At 32.1% G+C, this 15,258-nt stretch carries 13 protein-coding genes; 6 read left to right on the forward strand and 7 right to left on the reverse strand.

The window, feature by feature from the left end:
- Positions 1-157: 157 nt before the first annotated feature.
- The 5 genes from efp to NQQ59_RS01065 form a co-directional block, all read right to left on the reverse strand.
- A complete protein-coding gene (gene efp, locus NQQ59_RS01045) occupies positions 158-724 on the reverse strand; it encodes an elongation factor P (RefSeq protein WP_144212843.1) in 567 nt (188 codons plus the stop codon).
- Positions 725-864: 140 nt separating this feature from the next.
- Positions 865-1,650, reverse strand: a complete 786-nt coding sequence (gene lpxA / locus NQQ59_RS01050; RefSeq protein ID WP_091497682.1) for an acyl-ACP--UDP-N-acetylglucosamine O-acyltransferase — start codon at positions 1,648-1,650, stop codon at positions 865-867.
- Between the two features lie 74 nt (positions 1,651-1,724).
- Positions 1,725-3,113: a bifunctional UDP-3-O-[3-hydroxymyristoyl] N-acetylglucosamine deacetylase/3-hydroxyacyl-ACP dehydratase gene (locus NQQ59_RS01055; protein ID WP_144212845.1), complete on the reverse strand. Its 1,389-nt coding sequence runs from the start codon at positions 3,111-3,113 to the stop codon at positions 1,725-1,727.
- Complete coding sequence (lpxD, locus tag NQQ59_RS01060; RefSeq protein ID WP_144212847.1) at positions 3,106-4,152, reverse strand: UDP-3-O-(3-hydroxymyristoyl)glucosamine N-acyltransferase; 1,047 nt, start codon at positions 4,150-4,152, stop codon at positions 3,106-3,108. Before lpxD ends, NQQ59_RS01055 begins: the two co-directional genes overlap by 8 nt.
- Before the next feature lie 39 nt (positions 4,153-4,191).
- On the reverse strand, positions 4,192-5,421 hold the full coding sequence (locus tag NQQ59_RS01065) for an HD domain-containing protein (protein ID WP_144212849.1): 1,230 nt from the start codon (positions 5,419-5,421) through the stop codon (positions 4,192-4,194).
- A gap of 225 nt (positions 5,422-5,646) precedes the next feature.
- Between NQQ59_RS01065 and porX the strand changes: the two genes are divergently transcribed.
- The 4 genes from porX to NQQ59_RS01085 all read left to right on the forward strand — a co-directional run bounded on the left by porX (position 5,647) and on the right by NQQ59_RS01085 (position 9,477).
- Entirely contained in the window at positions 5,647-7,200 is a 1,554-nt protein-coding gene (gene porX / locus NQQ59_RS01070; protein ID WP_144212851.1) for a T9SS response regulator signal transducer PorX, read from the forward strand.
- 109 nt (positions 7,201-7,309) lie between these two features.
- Complete coding sequence (gene tsaE / locus NQQ59_RS01075) at positions 7,310-7,717, forward strand: tRNA (adenosine(37)-N6)-threonylcarbamoyltransferase complex ATPase subunit type 1 TsaE (protein ID WP_144212853.1); 408 nt, start codon at positions 7,310-7,312, stop codon at positions 7,715-7,717.
- A 149-nt stretch (positions 7,718-7,866) separates the two neighbouring features.
- Complete coding sequence (locus tag NQQ59_RS01080) at positions 7,867-9,066, forward strand: alanine dehydrogenase (protein WP_144212855.1); 1,200 nt, start codon at positions 7,867-7,869, stop codon at positions 9,064-9,066.
- A gap of 36 nt (positions 9,067-9,102) precedes the next feature.
- Positions 9,103-9,477, forward strand: coding sequence for a DUF4258 domain-containing protein (locus NQQ59_RS01085; RefSeq protein ID WP_144212857.1), 375 nt, complete (start codon positions 9,103-9,105; stop codon positions 9,475-9,477).
- Positions 9,478-9,694: 217 nt separating this feature from the next.
- Here NQQ59_RS01085 and NQQ59_RS01090 read toward each other — a convergent pair whose 3' ends face one another.
- A complete protein-coding gene (locus tag NQQ59_RS01090; protein ID WP_144212859.1) occupies positions 9,695-10,360 on the reverse strand; it encodes a uracil-DNA glycosylase in 666 nt (221 codons plus the stop codon).
- A 130-nt stretch (positions 10,361-10,490) separates the two neighbouring features.
- On the opposite strand from NQQ59_RS01090, the gene NQQ59_RS01095 reads away from it, so the two are divergent.
- Both NQQ59_RS01095 and NQQ59_RS01100 read left to right on the forward strand, forming a co-directional pair.
- Positions 10,491-12,656 (forward strand): endonuclease MutS2, encoded by a 2,166-nt coding sequence (locus tag NQQ59_RS01095; protein WP_144212861.1) that lies wholly within the window; start codon positions 10,491-10,493, stop codon positions 12,654-12,656.
- Positions 12,657-12,924: 268 nt separating this feature from the next.
- Complete coding sequence (locus NQQ59_RS01100; RefSeq protein ID WP_144212863.1) at positions 12,925-13,338, forward strand: thiol-disulfide oxidoreductase DCC family protein; 414 nt, start codon at positions 12,925-12,927, stop codon at positions 13,336-13,338.
- Between the two features lie 223 nt (positions 13,339-13,561).
- Here NQQ59_RS01100 and ettA read toward each other — a convergent pair whose 3' ends face one another.
- Complete coding sequence (gene ettA, locus NQQ59_RS01105; protein WP_144212865.1) at positions 13,562-15,253, reverse strand: energy-dependent translational throttle protein EttA; 1,692 nt, start codon at positions 15,251-15,253, stop codon at positions 13,562-13,564.
- Between the last annotated feature and the right edge of the window lie 5 nt (positions 15,254-15,258).

Consider the following 15,258-nt stretch of genomic DNA (forward strand, 5'->3'; position numbering starts at 1 on the left):
TTGATCAAAAATTATCTAATTGACACATTGTCAAATTATCTTAATTAAAAATTTTATCAATTAGAAAATGAGTCAATTAGAATATGAATATACAAAATTTTGTCGATTCACAAATTATCTAATTGACTCATTGTCAAATTTATCTTAATTAAAAAAACTATTCTTTTACACGTTCCATGTAAGAACCTGAAGCTGTATCGATTTTAATTTTATCACCTTCGTTGATGAACAACGGAACATTGATGTTTGCTCCAGTTTCTACTGTAGCATTTTTGGTTGCATTCGTAGCAGTATTACCTTTTACACCTGGCTCAGCGTAAGTAACTTCTAAGATTACAGAGGCTGGCATATCTACAGATAATGGTAAATCTGTTTCTGTATTGATTTGAACCATTACATTTGTTCCTTCTTTTAACAAATCTGGAGCATCCAAAATGTTTTTGTTTAAAGAAATCTGCTCAAAAGTTTCAGCATTCATAAAGTGAAAATCATCACCTTCTGGATACAAATATTGAAAGGTATGTGTTTCAACACGAATAACATCAATTTTATGACCTGCTGAGAAAGTATTATCTAATACTTTTCCAGAAGTTAAACTTTTTAATTTTGTTCTTACAAAAGCTGGACCTTTTCCAGGTTTTACGTGAAGGAACTCAATAATTTTATAGATATCGTGATTAAATTTAATACACAATCCGTTTCTAATATCTGATGTAGATGCCATTGTTTTTTTTATTTTAGATTTTAGAATGTAGATTTTAGATTCTTCAAACAGAATCAATCTTCATTTTTTTATTTAATATTTATTTCAAATTTATTCAAAAGTCCAGAAATCTAAAATCAGAAATCTAAACTCTAAAATAATTAATAGTTTCCTGAATAACCTTTCATAATTCCTCGAGAAGAATTTCTGATAAAGTCAAGAATTTCATCTCTTTCAGGAGTCGCTTCCATTTCAGCTTCAATAATACTTAAAGCTTGTGTTGTGTTGTAATTCTTTTGGTATAAAATTCTATAAATTTCCTGAATTTCTCTAATTTTTTCAGTTGTAAATCCTCTTCTTCTTAAACCAACAGAGTTAATTCCAACATAAGACAAAGGCTCTTTCGCTGCTTTTGTAAAAGGAGGAACGTCTTTTCTAACTAAAGATCCACCAGAAATCATGGCATGATCTCCGATATGGATAAACTGGTGAATTGCAGCTAAACCTCCAATAACAGCATGATTACCAACCACTACGTGACCAGCCAATGCAACACCATTTACAATAATAGCATTATTTCCGATTTCGCAATCGTGTGCAATGTGGGCATAAGCCATTACTAAACAATTATTTCCGATAACAGTTTGACCAGAAGCAATTGTTCCTCTATTAATAGTAACGCATTCTCTAATTGTACAGTTATCTCCGATAATTGCTAATGAGTCCTCTCCTCCAAACTTTAAATCTTGTGGCACAGCAGAAATTACAGCACCTGGAAAAATATTACAATTTTTTCCAATTCGCGCTCCTTCCATAATGGTCACGTTTGAACCAATCCAAGTACCATCACCAATAACAACATTATTGTGAATTGTTGTAAATGGCTCTATTACAACATTTTTAGCGATTTTCGCGCCAGGATGAACATATGCTAATGGTTGATTCATCTGTATGTTTTATATTTTTAATTAAAATATTCTAATTTCAGGCAACAAACCTAAACAATAAATTTGATAATTTATTATTGTTTTCTTGCTATTTGTGCCATTAATTCTGCCTCAGTTACCAATTTACCATTCGCATAAGCGTTTGCCTGCATATGACAAATTCCTCTTCTGATAGGAGAAATCAACTCACATTTAAAAATTAGAGTATCTCCAGGCAATACTTTATGTTTAAACTTAACATTGTCAATTTTCATAAAGTAAGTTAGATAATTTTCAGGATCTGGAACAGTACTTAAAACTAAAATCCCTCCTGTTTGTGCCATCGCTTCTACAATCAAAACTCCAGGCATTACTGGTGCTTCTGGAAAGTGTCCTACGAAGAAATTTTCATTCATAGTAACATTTTTCAAACCTACCACATGACGATCAGACATCTCGATAATTCTGTCAATCAACAAGAATGGTGGTCTATGAGGAAGCATAGCCATAATTTTATGAATATCCATCAATGGTTCTTGATGTAAATCATAAGTAGGAACATGATTTCTCTGTTCTATTTTGATAATTTTTGCTAGTTTTTTAGCAAATTGAGTATTTACAAAGTGACCAGGTTTATTTGCAATAATTTTCCCTTGAATACGAACTCCGATTAGAGATAAATCTCCAATAACGTCAAGCAATTTATGTCTTGCCGCCTCATTCGGATAGTGTAATGTAAGATTATCTAAAACACCATTTGGTTTTACTGAAATTTCATCTTTACCAAATGCTTTCTTTAAATTCTCCATTGTAGATTCAGAAATTTCTTTATCTACATACACAATTGCATTATTTAAATCACCACCTTTAATTAGGCCATTTTCCAATAATGACTCTAATTCGTGTAAGAAACTAAAAGTTCTTGAGTTTGCAATTTCTTGTTTGAAATCTGATAAACTTTTAAGTGTAGCATTTTGAGTACCTAAAACTTTAGTACCAAAATCTACCATTGTAGTAACCTGATATTCGTCACTTGGCATTACAAGTATTTCGCTTCCTGTCGCTTCATCTGTAAATGAAATAACTTCTTTTACCACATAAACATTGCGGCTTGCGTCTTGCTCTTCAATGCCAGCCTTTTCAATAGCTTCAACAAAATATTTTGATGAACCATCCATAATTGGAAGTTCAGAGGCATTCAATTCAATAATAATATTATCCAAATCGCAACCAACTACTGCAGCTAAAACGTGCTCTGGAGTTTGAATTTTTACTCCTAATTTCTCAAGATTAGTTCCTCTTTGAGTATTAACAACATAATTAGCATCAGCTTCAATCACTGGTTGACCTTGCAAATCTACTCTTACAAAAGTGAAACCATTATTAACGGGAGCAGGTTTAAAAGTCATTGTAACTTCTTTTCCAGTATGTAATCCAACTCCTGTTAGTGAAATTTCATTTTTGATGGTTTTCTGTTTAACCATTATTTCCATTTTTTGGGTTTATTATTATTTGTTTCTTTAATTCTTCAACTTGAGCCACAATTTTCGGCAAATTCTTAAAATGAACATACGATTTATTAAAGTCTGTATATCCAAGTGATGGAGTTCCTTGTAGGACTTCGTCGTCTTTAATGTTTCTTGCAACTCCTGATTGTGCCTGAAGTCTAACATTATTACCTATAGTCAAGTGACCTGCGATTCCTACTTGCCCGCCAATCATGCAATTCTCACCTATTTTTGTAGAACCTGCAACACCACTTTGTGCAGCAATAACGGTATTTTTCCCTATTTCTACGTTATGAGCAATCATAATCTGATTGTCCAATTTAACCCCTTTTCTAATAATTGTAGAACCAAGAGTTGCTCTGTCAATCGTAGTATTAGCACCAACATCTACATTATCTTCAATAATAACGTTTCCAATTTGAGGTACTTTACTATATTCTCCATTTTCATTTGGAGCAAATCCAAAACCATCAGCTCCAATAATTACTCCCGAATGAATCGTGCAATTATTACCAATAACCGTTTCTGAGTAGATTTTAGCACCAGCAAAAATGAATACATTATCACCAATTACGACATTGTCACCAATAAAGCTGTTTGGGTAAATTTTGACATTATCACCTAAAACCACATTTTGACCGATATAACTAAAACTTCCTAAATATAGATTTTCACCATATTTAGTTCCTTCAGAAATGAAAGACTGAGCCTCAATGCCAGTTTTGTTTAACTTTACTTGATTATAAAAATGTAAAAGTTTAGAAAATGCCGCATAAGCATCTTCTACTTTTATTAAAGTAGTAGTAATATCCTGTTCAGGAATAAAGCTATCATTAACAATTGTTACTGTTGCTTTTGTTGTATATATATAATTGATATACTTTGGATTAGCCAAAAAAGTCAGTGACCCATCTTCGCCTTCTTCGATTTTGGAAAGCTTAGAAACTTCTGCATTGGGATTCCCAACAACTTCTCCTTCTAAAATTCCTGCTATTTGTTCTGCTGTAAATTTCATCGCGACAAAAATATAAAAAATAGGTTTTAAATGTTAATTTTAGATAAGTTGTTTTGGAAAACAGATATAATATTTTGTTACCAGTTTAGATAACGATTTCAAATTCAACTGGTCAGAAGCTTCAACAACATCTTCAATTGTCTTATCTTTTTTCAAAATTCGAATAGGTTCCGCTTCTTTACTGTATGCTTGGTTTTTAATTTTTCCTCTAAAAATAAAATATCCAGCATCCAATTGCGAAATATGATGCTGGCTGGCAAACTTTTCTTTAAGAGATTGAGATTCTTCCATAGAAACTTTCTCAGCACTCATTTTTATTTTAAGCAAATCTCGATTTATGATCATTTTACTTAAAGTACTCAAAACAAAATCATCATTTCTTTGCCACGCTTTTAAAGCGCTTATGATATCAAAATCATCTAATTGGGAAAACAAATCTAATTTTTCAGCATCAAAATTATCAAGTGTTATTTTGTTGTGCATAAAGTACGAAAGCGGTTCACTGCACGGAAGATCAATACCTTTCAATATTAATTCTTTGGCTCTTTTTAGAACTTTCATTAAAATTAATTCTGCAACTAAGCTTGTTTTATGCAAATAAGCCTGCCAATACATTAATCTTCTCGAAAGCAGAAATTTTTCTACAGAATAAATTCCTTTTTCTTCAATGACTAAAACATCGTTTTCAACATTCATCATCTGAATCAATCGTTCAGAATTTACATTTCCTTCTGCAACTCCTGTATAAAAACTATCACGTTTTAAGTAATCCATTCGATCCATATCTAACTGACTTGAAATCAATTGCAACATGAATTTCCTGTGATATTCTCCTTTAAAAACTTGAATCGCCAAACTTAATCTTCCTTCAAATTCTTCATTTAGCTGATTCATAAACAATAGCGAAATAGCTTCGTGATGTACATCTTCAACAATACTTCTTTCCATTGCATGAGAAAAAGGACCATGTCCAATGTCATGCAATAAAATGGCGATTAAAAGAGCATTTTCTTCTTCTTCGGAAATTATAACATCTTTAAAACGAAGTGTATCAATTGCTTTTTTCATCAAATGCATACATCCTAAAGCGTGGTGAAAACGAGTATGATTCGCTCCTGGATACACCAAATACGACAATCCCATTTGAGAAATTCGACGTAAACGCTGAAAATAAGGATGCTGAATTAAATCGTAAACCAACTCATTCGGAATCGTTATAAAACCATATATAGGATCGTTGAATATTTTAAGTTTATTGATCTGAGTCACTAGTGCGATATTTTTTAGGTCAACAAATATAAGTAAATAAGTATAAAGAGATTAGTGTTTTTTATTTAAAAATGAAAGTCGAAATTATGATGATTATCAATAAAATAGATTAAAAATTGTTAAAATTTAAAATAAATTCATCGTTCTGCTTTCGTAATTTTATACTATTTTTAATAGTTTTTAAGTTCTATTACTTTTAAATTGCAGTATAAATTAATTTGTTTTATGGATAAGATAAAAATACTTTGGGTCGATGATGAAATCGATCTTTTAAAGCCCCACATATTATTTCTAGAAAAAAAGAATTACGAAGTTACCACTTGCAATAATGGCTTAGATGCTATTGCTTTGTTTGAAGAAGATAATTTTGACATTGTTTTTCTCGATGAAAACATGCCTGGAATGAGCGGTTTGGAAACACTTTCTGAAATGAAAGAAAAAAAATCAGCTATTCCGATGATTATGATCACCAAAAGCGAAGAAGAATATATTATGGAAGAAGCCATTGGTTCTAAAATCGCCGACTATCTAATTAAGCCTGTAAATCCAAATCAAATTCTATTGAGTTTGAAGAAAAATCTGGATGATTCTAGATTAATCACAGAAAAAACAACTCTAGATTACCAAAAGGAATTCAGAAAAATTGCTATGGAATTAGCTATGGTTAATTCTTATGAAGATTGGATTGAGTTGTATAAAAAGTTGCTTTTTTGGGAATTAAAGCTAGAAGACATCAACGATACAGCGATGATTGAAATTCTGGAATCACAGAAAGTTGAAGCTAATTCCCAGTTTGGAAAATTCATTGAAAGAAATTATGAAGATTGGTTTGCTCCAAAGGCAGATAAACCTATACAGTCCAACACTTTATTTAAAGAACTTGTTGTTCCTGAACTTAAAAAGAAAGACAAACCTGTTCTTTTTGTTGTAATTGATAATCTTCGTTATGACCAATGGAAAGCATTTGAAAGTGTTGTAGCTAATTATTATAAACTAGAAAAAGAAGTTCCGTACTACTCTATCCTTCCAACCGCTACCCAGTATGCTAGAAATTCTATTTTTTCTGGTTTAATGCCATTAGAAATGGAAAAACAATTTCCTCAATATTGGAAAAATGACGTTGAAGACGGCGGAAAAAATCTTTATGAAGCTGAGTTCCTATCAGCTCAATTAAAAAGATTGGGATTAAATATTAAGGAAGACTATTTTAAAATCACCAATTATTCTGGTGGTAAAAAATTAGCTGAAAACTTTAAAGCTTTAAAAGGAAATGACTTGGTGACTGTCGTTTACAATTTCGTAGACATGCTTTCACATGCTAAAACCGAAATGGAAGTGGTAAAAGAATTAGCTTCAGATGATAAAGCCTATCGTTCATTGACTCTAAGCTGGTTTAAAAATTCGCCTCTTTTAGAAATCATTCAACAAGCTCAACTTTTAGGCTTCAAATTGATTTTGACAACAGATCACGGAACAATTAATGTAAAAAATCCGTCTAAAGTTGTGGGAGATAAAAATACAAGTCTAAATTTGCGTTACAAAACTGGACGAAGTTTAACTTACGAACAAAAAGATGTTTACGTAGTAAAAGAACCTAAAACGATTGGTTTACCTGCAATCAACATGAGTAGTTCGTTTATTTTTGCCAAAAACGATTTCTTTTTGGCTTATGTAAACAACTATAATCATTATGTGAGTTATTATAAAAACACCTATCAGCACGGTGGAATTTCGTTAGAAGAAATGATTATTCCGTTCCTTGTTTTCAACCCTAAATAATTAAAAGTTGCCACGAATTCCACAAATTTTCACTAATTTATTTTAAACAAAAAAAGTATATTTTAATTCACGGAAATTTGTGAAATTCGTAGCAAAAAAATAAAAACAAATGAACATCATTTTTTCATTAGATCAAATTCAAGAAGTTGCTGAGCAGATTATTGCTTCAAATCCAAAAAAAATCATTCTTTTTAATGGAGAAATGGGAGTTGGGAAAACGACTTTAATCAAGCAATTATGCAAAACTTTGGGGGTTCAAGACGCAACCAGCAGTCCTACTTTTTCTTTAGTTAACGAATACCAAACTCCTAACAACCAATCTGTTTATCATTTTGATTTTTATAGATTAAATAAAGAAACAGAAGCACTCGACATGGGCGTTGATGATTATTTATATTCTGGAAATTGGTGTTTTATTGAATGGTCTGAGAAAATTGCTAGTTTAATTCCCGAAGAGCATTCTACAATAAATATTGAGTTATTGGAAGATGGGAAAAGAGAATTGAAATTAAATTAAACTTCTCTATAATCAATCGTAGAAAGACAAATACATACATTATTAAAGGTCAAAACATTTCTTAACTTTTAGCTTAGAGTATTAGCAGAATTTTTGCATAAATTTTAAATCTTTTTACGTAATTTGTACCTTTAATTTTTTGCATACACATGTCAATCACGTTAACTCCATTTACAAAACAACAATTAATTCCACAAGAAGAAAAACTTGAGGTTGGTCGTTTTAAAAGAGAACTTTTTATAGGAATTCCTAAAGAAACAAGTTACCAGGAACGTCGTATCTGTCTTACTCCTGACGCAGTGAATTCACTTACTTACGCAGGACATCGCGTTATGATTGAGTCTGGAGCTGGAGAAAGCTCAAGTTATACAGATAAAGAATATGCAGATGCGGGTGCAGAAATTACAAAAGATACTAAAAGAGTTTTTGGCTGTCCGTTTTTATTAAAAGTAGAACCGCCGACTTTAACAGAAATACAAATGATAAACCCGGAAACGGTTATCATTTCTGCCATTCAGCTTAAAACCAAAAAAAAGGAATACTTCGAAGCTTTAGCTCAAAAAAAAATCACAGCATTAGCTTTTGAATATATAAAAGACGAAGACGGATCTTATCCAGCAGTAAAATCTTTAAGCGAAATTGCAGGAACTGCTTCCATTTTAATTGCTGCTGAATTAATGATTACTGATGAATTCGGAAAAGGACTTTTATTCGGAAACATTACAGGTGTCCCTCCTACTGAAGTTGTAATTTTAGGAGCTGGAACTGTTGGGGAATTTGCTGCCAAAACCGCAATCGGACTAGGTGCAAACGTTAAAGTTTTTGATAATTCTATCACTAAATTGCGTCGCCTACAAAACAATCTAAATCAGAGAATCTTCACTTCAACCATACAGCAAAAAGGTTTATTAAAAGCATTAAGACGCTGTGATGTCGCAATTGGCGCTATGCGAGGAAAAGAAAGGTGCCCAATTGTTGTTAACGAAACAATGGTCGAACACATGAAGAAAGGCGCCGTAATTGTTGATGTCAGTATTGATACTGGAGGTTGTTTCGAAACTTCAGAAGTAACAACACATGAAAAACCAACTTTTATAAAAAGTAATGTTTTGCATTATTGTGTACCAAACATCCCATCAAGATACTCTAAAACTGCTTCATTATCAATCAGTAACATTTTAACACCATACCTGCATCAGATAGCCGAAGATGGTGGAATCGAAAGCGCCATTCGATGCAACAAAGGACTTAAAAACGGTATTTATCTTTACCACGGAATACTAACAAATAAAGCAATTGGCGATTGGTTCGATTTACCAGATAACGATATCAATTTACTTGTTTTCTAAGGGAACTTTAATGTACCTTTGCAAAAAAATTATTTCATGAAGTTCGTACACCGTTTTGCATATTACCTGATTGGTCTCATTATGGGATGTTTTATTGTTTCAGGATTTTTTATTGGAAAAGATACTCGTTGTAATTATTTCCCAAATGCCCGAGTTTTAAATAATCTTAGAACAAAACCATTTCAATACTCTCCAAAAGCAGTTCAAACCTTAAACGAAAAATGGGTTGATACTGCAGACATCAAAAACACATTAACTTATGGAGATGTAGATTTCGATCAAAGTAATATCCCAATGAAAAATGGAAAATTATATATCATTGAAGGAAAAACAGTAAAAAATCAGGACATTATTCTAAAAGTAGTCAATTACGAAAACAAGGCCGTTTTAGAAGAAATCTTAAAAAAATAAAAAATAAATCTTTTATTTCTTTTAGATTCAAAAGATTTTTTTTTGTCATTTCGACTAAATGGAGAAATCGCACTAGAAGCTCTACAAAGATTAAACTTTACTTTGCGGAAATACTAGTGCGATTTCTCGTTCCTCGAAATGACAACATTAAGAAAAAGCCACAAAGCTACCCAGCCTTTGCCTCTTTGTCTCTCTGTAACTTTGTAACTTAAAAAAGTTACCATTCAATTTCTTTTAATCCTTTCGATTTCAAGAAATCATTTGTTTGGCTAAAATGTTTATTTCCAAACCAAAAACCTCTATTAGCGCTTAATGGCGAAGGATGGCCTGATTTTAAAATATGATGTTTTGAAGCGTCTATCAAAGCTGCTTTCTTTTGAGCAAAACCGCCCCAAAGTAAAAAGACAACATTTTCTGTTTCCTCAGAAATTTTCTTAATTACAGCATCTGTAAATTTTTCCCAACCTTTACCTTGATGACTTCCAGCTTCAGATTGGCGAACTGTCAAAGTCGCATTTAAGAGAAAAACACCTTGATCTGCCCAACGTTCTAAATTTCCTGTTTTAGGAAGAGGTTTTCCCAAATCAGTTTCGATCTCTCTAAAAATATTATATAAAGAAGGCGGAAAAGGAATTCCATCATTTACAGAAAAACATAAACCATTCGCTTGATTGGGTCCGTGATAAGGATCTTGTCCAATAATTACTACCTTTACTTCATCAAAATGACAATGGTCAAAAGCAGAAAAAATCTGATTCCCTTTTGGATAACAAACCTTCGTTGCATATTCTGATTTTACAAAATCAATTAAGGTATTGAAATATGGTTTTTCAAATTCTTCATTTAAAACCGGTTTCCAAGAAGAATGCATTTTTACGTCCATAACTTTTTTTTGCGAATTTCAGAAATTAATGCTAAAAATCATATTTTTCTGATTAGAAATTTAGATCAAAACTGTAGATTTCAATCATAATGTTTTCGTACTTTTGCCTTTACTTTCATAAAGAAATTAAATGATCAGTATTACAGAAAAAACATTACAAGACTTACAATTTCCAACCGTACTTGAAACTATCTCAGAAGGATGCAACACAGATATTGGGAAAGAAAAAGCTTTACAAATAAAACCATTTAGGGACAAAGAAGAATTAATGCAATCACTGATGCAGACATCAGAGTATGTTTCTTCTTTTCAAAATAATAACGCAATTCCAAATCACGGATTTGACGCTATCACTCACGAAATTAAATTTTTAGCAATCGAAGACAGCTTTCTTGAAGTAGGAAGTTTTAGAAAAATTGCCAATCTTTCTGCTACAACAAATGTTTTATTGAATTTCTTAAAAAAATTCGATGATTATTATCCAAACATAAACGCAAGAGCATCTCGTGTTGAATTAACAAAAGATATCATCTCTGCAATTGATGCAATAGTAGATAAATACGGAGAAATTAAAGACAATGCTTCTCCTGCTCTAGCTGGAATTCGTCAAAATATGAACTTGGTTCGCGGAAAAGTAAACCAAAGTTTTGGAGTAGCTTTAACTCAATACAACAGTTTAGGTTATTTGGACGATATTAAAGAAAGTTTCGTCCAAAACCGTAGAGTTTTAGCGGTTTTAGCCATGTATCGTCGTAAAGTAAAAGGTTCAATTTTAGGAAGTTCCAAAACCGGAAGTATTGCCTATATCGAACCAGAAGCTACTTTAAAATATTCTAGAGAATTAGCTAATTTAGAATATGAGGAGAAGGAGGAAATTACAAGAATTTTAAAAAATCTATCCAATGTAATTCGACCTTATCTTCCTTTATTAATTGAATATCAGGATTTTTTAAGTGATATTGATGTAGTTGCCGGAAAAGCCAAATACGCCAATCGAATTAACGGAATCTTGCCAACCATTACAGATGAAAGAAGATTGTTCTTCAGAGAAGCCTATCATCCGATTTTGTATTTGAACAATAAACAAAAACAAGAAATTACGCATCCGCAGACGATTGAATTAAAACAAGAAAATAGAATTATTGTAATTTCTGGACCAAATGCTGGAGGAAAAACCATTTCCTTAAAAACGGTTGGTTTGTTACAATTAATGCTGCAATCTGGAATTTTAATTCCGGTTCATGAAAGAAGCGAAACTTTCTTGTTTGATAGAATCTTAACTGACATTGGAGACAATCAATCTATTGAAAATCACCTAAGTACTTATAGTTATAGATTAAAAAATATGAATTACTTTTTAAAGAAATGTAATCATAAAACCATGTTTTTAATTGATGAATTTGGTACAGGTTCTGATCCTGAATTAGGAGGAGCTTTGGCTGAAATTTTCTTGGAAGAATTTTATCATCGTGAAGCTTTCGGAATTATTACCACACACTATTCTAATTTAAAAATTCTTGCAAACGAATTGCCATACGCTACAAATGCAAATATGATGTTCGACGAAAAATCTCTTGAACCAATGTACAAACTGGCTTTGGGTCAAGCAGGAAGTTCTTTTACTTTTGAAGTAGCTCAGAAAAATGGAATTCCGTTTGGATTGATTAACCGTGCAAAAAAGAAAATCGAAGTTGGAAAAGTTCGTTTTGATAAAACCATTGCAACACTTCAAAAAGAAAGATCGAAACTAGAAAAAACTTCTTTAAATTTAAAAGAAGAAGAAACTCGTGCTCGTGAAGAAAGTAAAAAGATGGAAAACATCAATACCAAAATCCAACAAAAATTAGAAAGCTATCAGGAATTATACGATAGCAATCAAAAAATAATTTATATCGGACAAAAAATTGATGATATCGCTGAGAAGTATTTCAACAACAAAAATAAAAAAGAACTAATTGGTGAATTTTTAAAAATTGTTGAGATTGAAAATTCGAAACGTAAAAAAGCCACTCCGAAAGAAACTAAAGCAAAAGTTGAAAAACAAAAAGAGATTATTGCAGAAGTACAAGTAAAGGTTGAAGAAATTCGAAAAGAGAAAAAAGAGAAAAAACTGAAGCCAGTAATTGAAAAACCAAAACCAATTTTAAAAGTTGGTGACCGAGTAAGAATGTTGGACGGAAGATCTGTTGGAAGTATCGATTTGATTGAAAAAAATAAAGCAACTGTTAATTACGGAATTTTTACTTCTAAAGTTAGTTTAGACGAGTTAGAATTAGTTGAAGCAGTTAAAAAATAATCTTTCGCTCTTTGAAATTCACCTAAAAAACACCAAAATCAAAATAAAGCGATTTAATAAATGATTTTATTTTTTACGTAAAATCAGCTTTCCTTTTTTAAATATTACCTTAAAACCGATTTATGAAAGTCATTTTTGATTTGAAAAATTTATTAAAAACGAAATTTCAATAGAAAAACAAAATACACAATAAAAAAGCTTAACTTACGCTATAATTGTTTCACATTAACAAACGCTAGAAAAGACGCGGCCTGAAACCAACTTTCTAATGGAAAATTTACCTAAAAATAAAAAAATTGTTCTTTTTGACGGAGTTTGCAATCTATGCAGTTCTGCTGTTCAATACATAATCAATCACGACAAAAAGGATATTTTTCGATTTGTGGCATTACAATCTGATTTGGGAATTTCAATTTGCAAACACTTAGGAATCAGCTTTTCTAAAATGGATAGTATCATTTTATATAATCCAGGAACAGCTTATTTTTACAAATCTTCAGCTGTGATCGAAATTGCCAAAAATTTTGGTGGTCTTTGGAAATTAACTCCTGTTTTTAGAATTGTTCCCATTTTTATTAGTGACAGAATTTATGATTATGTTGCAAAAAACAGATACAATTGGTATGGTAAAAAAGAAAGCTGCATGATTCCAACTCCGGAGTTGAAAGCTAAATTTTTATAAAATCACAATCTACAAATTCCAATTTTTCTCAATATTGTCATTTCGACGAAGGAGAAATCTTCGCGAGAATCTCCGCAATCAAAATGCCAATCTTTGTAGAGCTACTGGTGAAGATTTCTCCTTCGTCGAAATGACAAACTAAGTGAAAAACTTAGAATAAAAAAAATCCCAAATTCACATTAATTGGAATTTGGGATTTTTTATTTGGAATTTATTAGACGAATTATCTAATCAATTTTCTGTATTTCAAACGTTTTGGAGTTAAGTCACCACCAAGACGTTTCTTTTTGTTTTCTTCATAGTCAGAGAAACTTCCTTCGAAGAAATAAACTTCAGAATCACCTTCGAAAGCTAAGATGTGTGTACAAATTCTATCCAAGAACCATCTGTCGTGAGAAATAATTACAGCACAACCTGCGAAATTCTCCAAACCTTCTTCAAGAGCTCGAAGTGTATTTACGTCAAGATCATTCGTAGGCTCATCTAGTAAAAGTACGTTTCCTTCTTCTTTTAAAGTCATTGCTAAGTGAAGACGGTTACGTTCTCCACCTGAAAGCATAGAAACTTTTTTGTTTTGCTCTCCACCACCAAAGTTGAAACGTGATAAGTAAGCTCTTGAATTCACTTGCTTTCCACCCATCATAATCAACTCCTGACCATCTGCAAAGTTTTCCCAGATAGATTTATTCGGATCAATATTAGAGTGTGACTGATCTACGTAAGCAATTTTTACAGTTTCTCCAACTGAGAATTCTCCGCTATCAGTACTTTGCTCACCCATGATCATTTTGAAAATAGTCGATTTACCTGCACCGTTTGGTCCGATAATTCCAACAATACCAGCTTGTGGTAAAGTAAAGTTCAAATTATCATACAATAATTTTTCTCCAAAGGCCTTCGCAACATTTTTAGCTTCAATAACATTTGTCCCTAAACGTGGACCATTTGGAATATAGATTTCCAAGTTTTCGTCCAATTGTTTTTGATCTTCATTCAATAATTTGTCGTAGTTCTGTAAACGTGCTTTTTGTTTTGTTTGACGACCTTTTGCACCTTGACGAACCCACTCCAACTCACGTTCTAAAGTTTTTCTTCTTTTAGAAGCTACTTTTTCTTCCTGAGCCATGCGGTTTGATTTTTGATCTAACCAAGAAGAATAGTTCCCTTTCCATGGAATACCTTCTCCTCTATCCAACTCTAAAATCCAACCAGCCACATTATCCAAGAAATAACGGTCGTGCGTTACAGCAATAACAGTTCCTGAGTATTGTGCTAAGTGTTGCTCTAACCACAGAACTGACTCAGCGTCAAGGTGGTTGGTAGGCTCATCTAAAAGTAATACATCTGGTTGTTGCAACAACAAACGACATAAAGCTACACGACGACGCTCACCTCCAGAAAGGTTTTTAATCGGCGTATCACCTTCTGGAGTACGCAATGCATCCATTGCAATTTCTAATTTTGTATCGATTTCCCAAGCACCAAGCGCATCAATTTTGTCTTGTAAAGCGGCCTGACGATCCATCAATTTATCCATTTTATCTGGATCTGAATAGTTTTCTTCAAGACCAAATAAATCATTAATTTGATTATATTCTTCTAAAACTGCCATAGTCTCAGCTGCACCTTCACGAACAATTTCGATAACTGTTTTAGAATCATCAAGAATTGGCTCTTGCTCTAAATATCCTACTGTATATCCTGGTTGAAAAACAACATCTCCCTGATAATTTTTATCGACACCTGCAATAATTTTTAAAAGAGAAGATTTTCCAGAACCGTTAAGACCCAAAATACCAATTTTAGCTCCGTAAAAGAAACTTAAATAAATATTTTTAAGTACTGGTTTGTCTGCTCCCTGATAGGTTTTACTCAATTTCTGCATTGAGAAAATTACTTTCTTATCGTCTGACATTTTTT

It is taken from the genome of Flavobacterium panacis (assembly GCF_024649945.1).
Taxonomy (GTDB): Bacteria; Bacteroidota; Bacteroidia; order Flavobacteriales; family Flavobacteriaceae; genus Flavobacterium; species Flavobacterium panacis.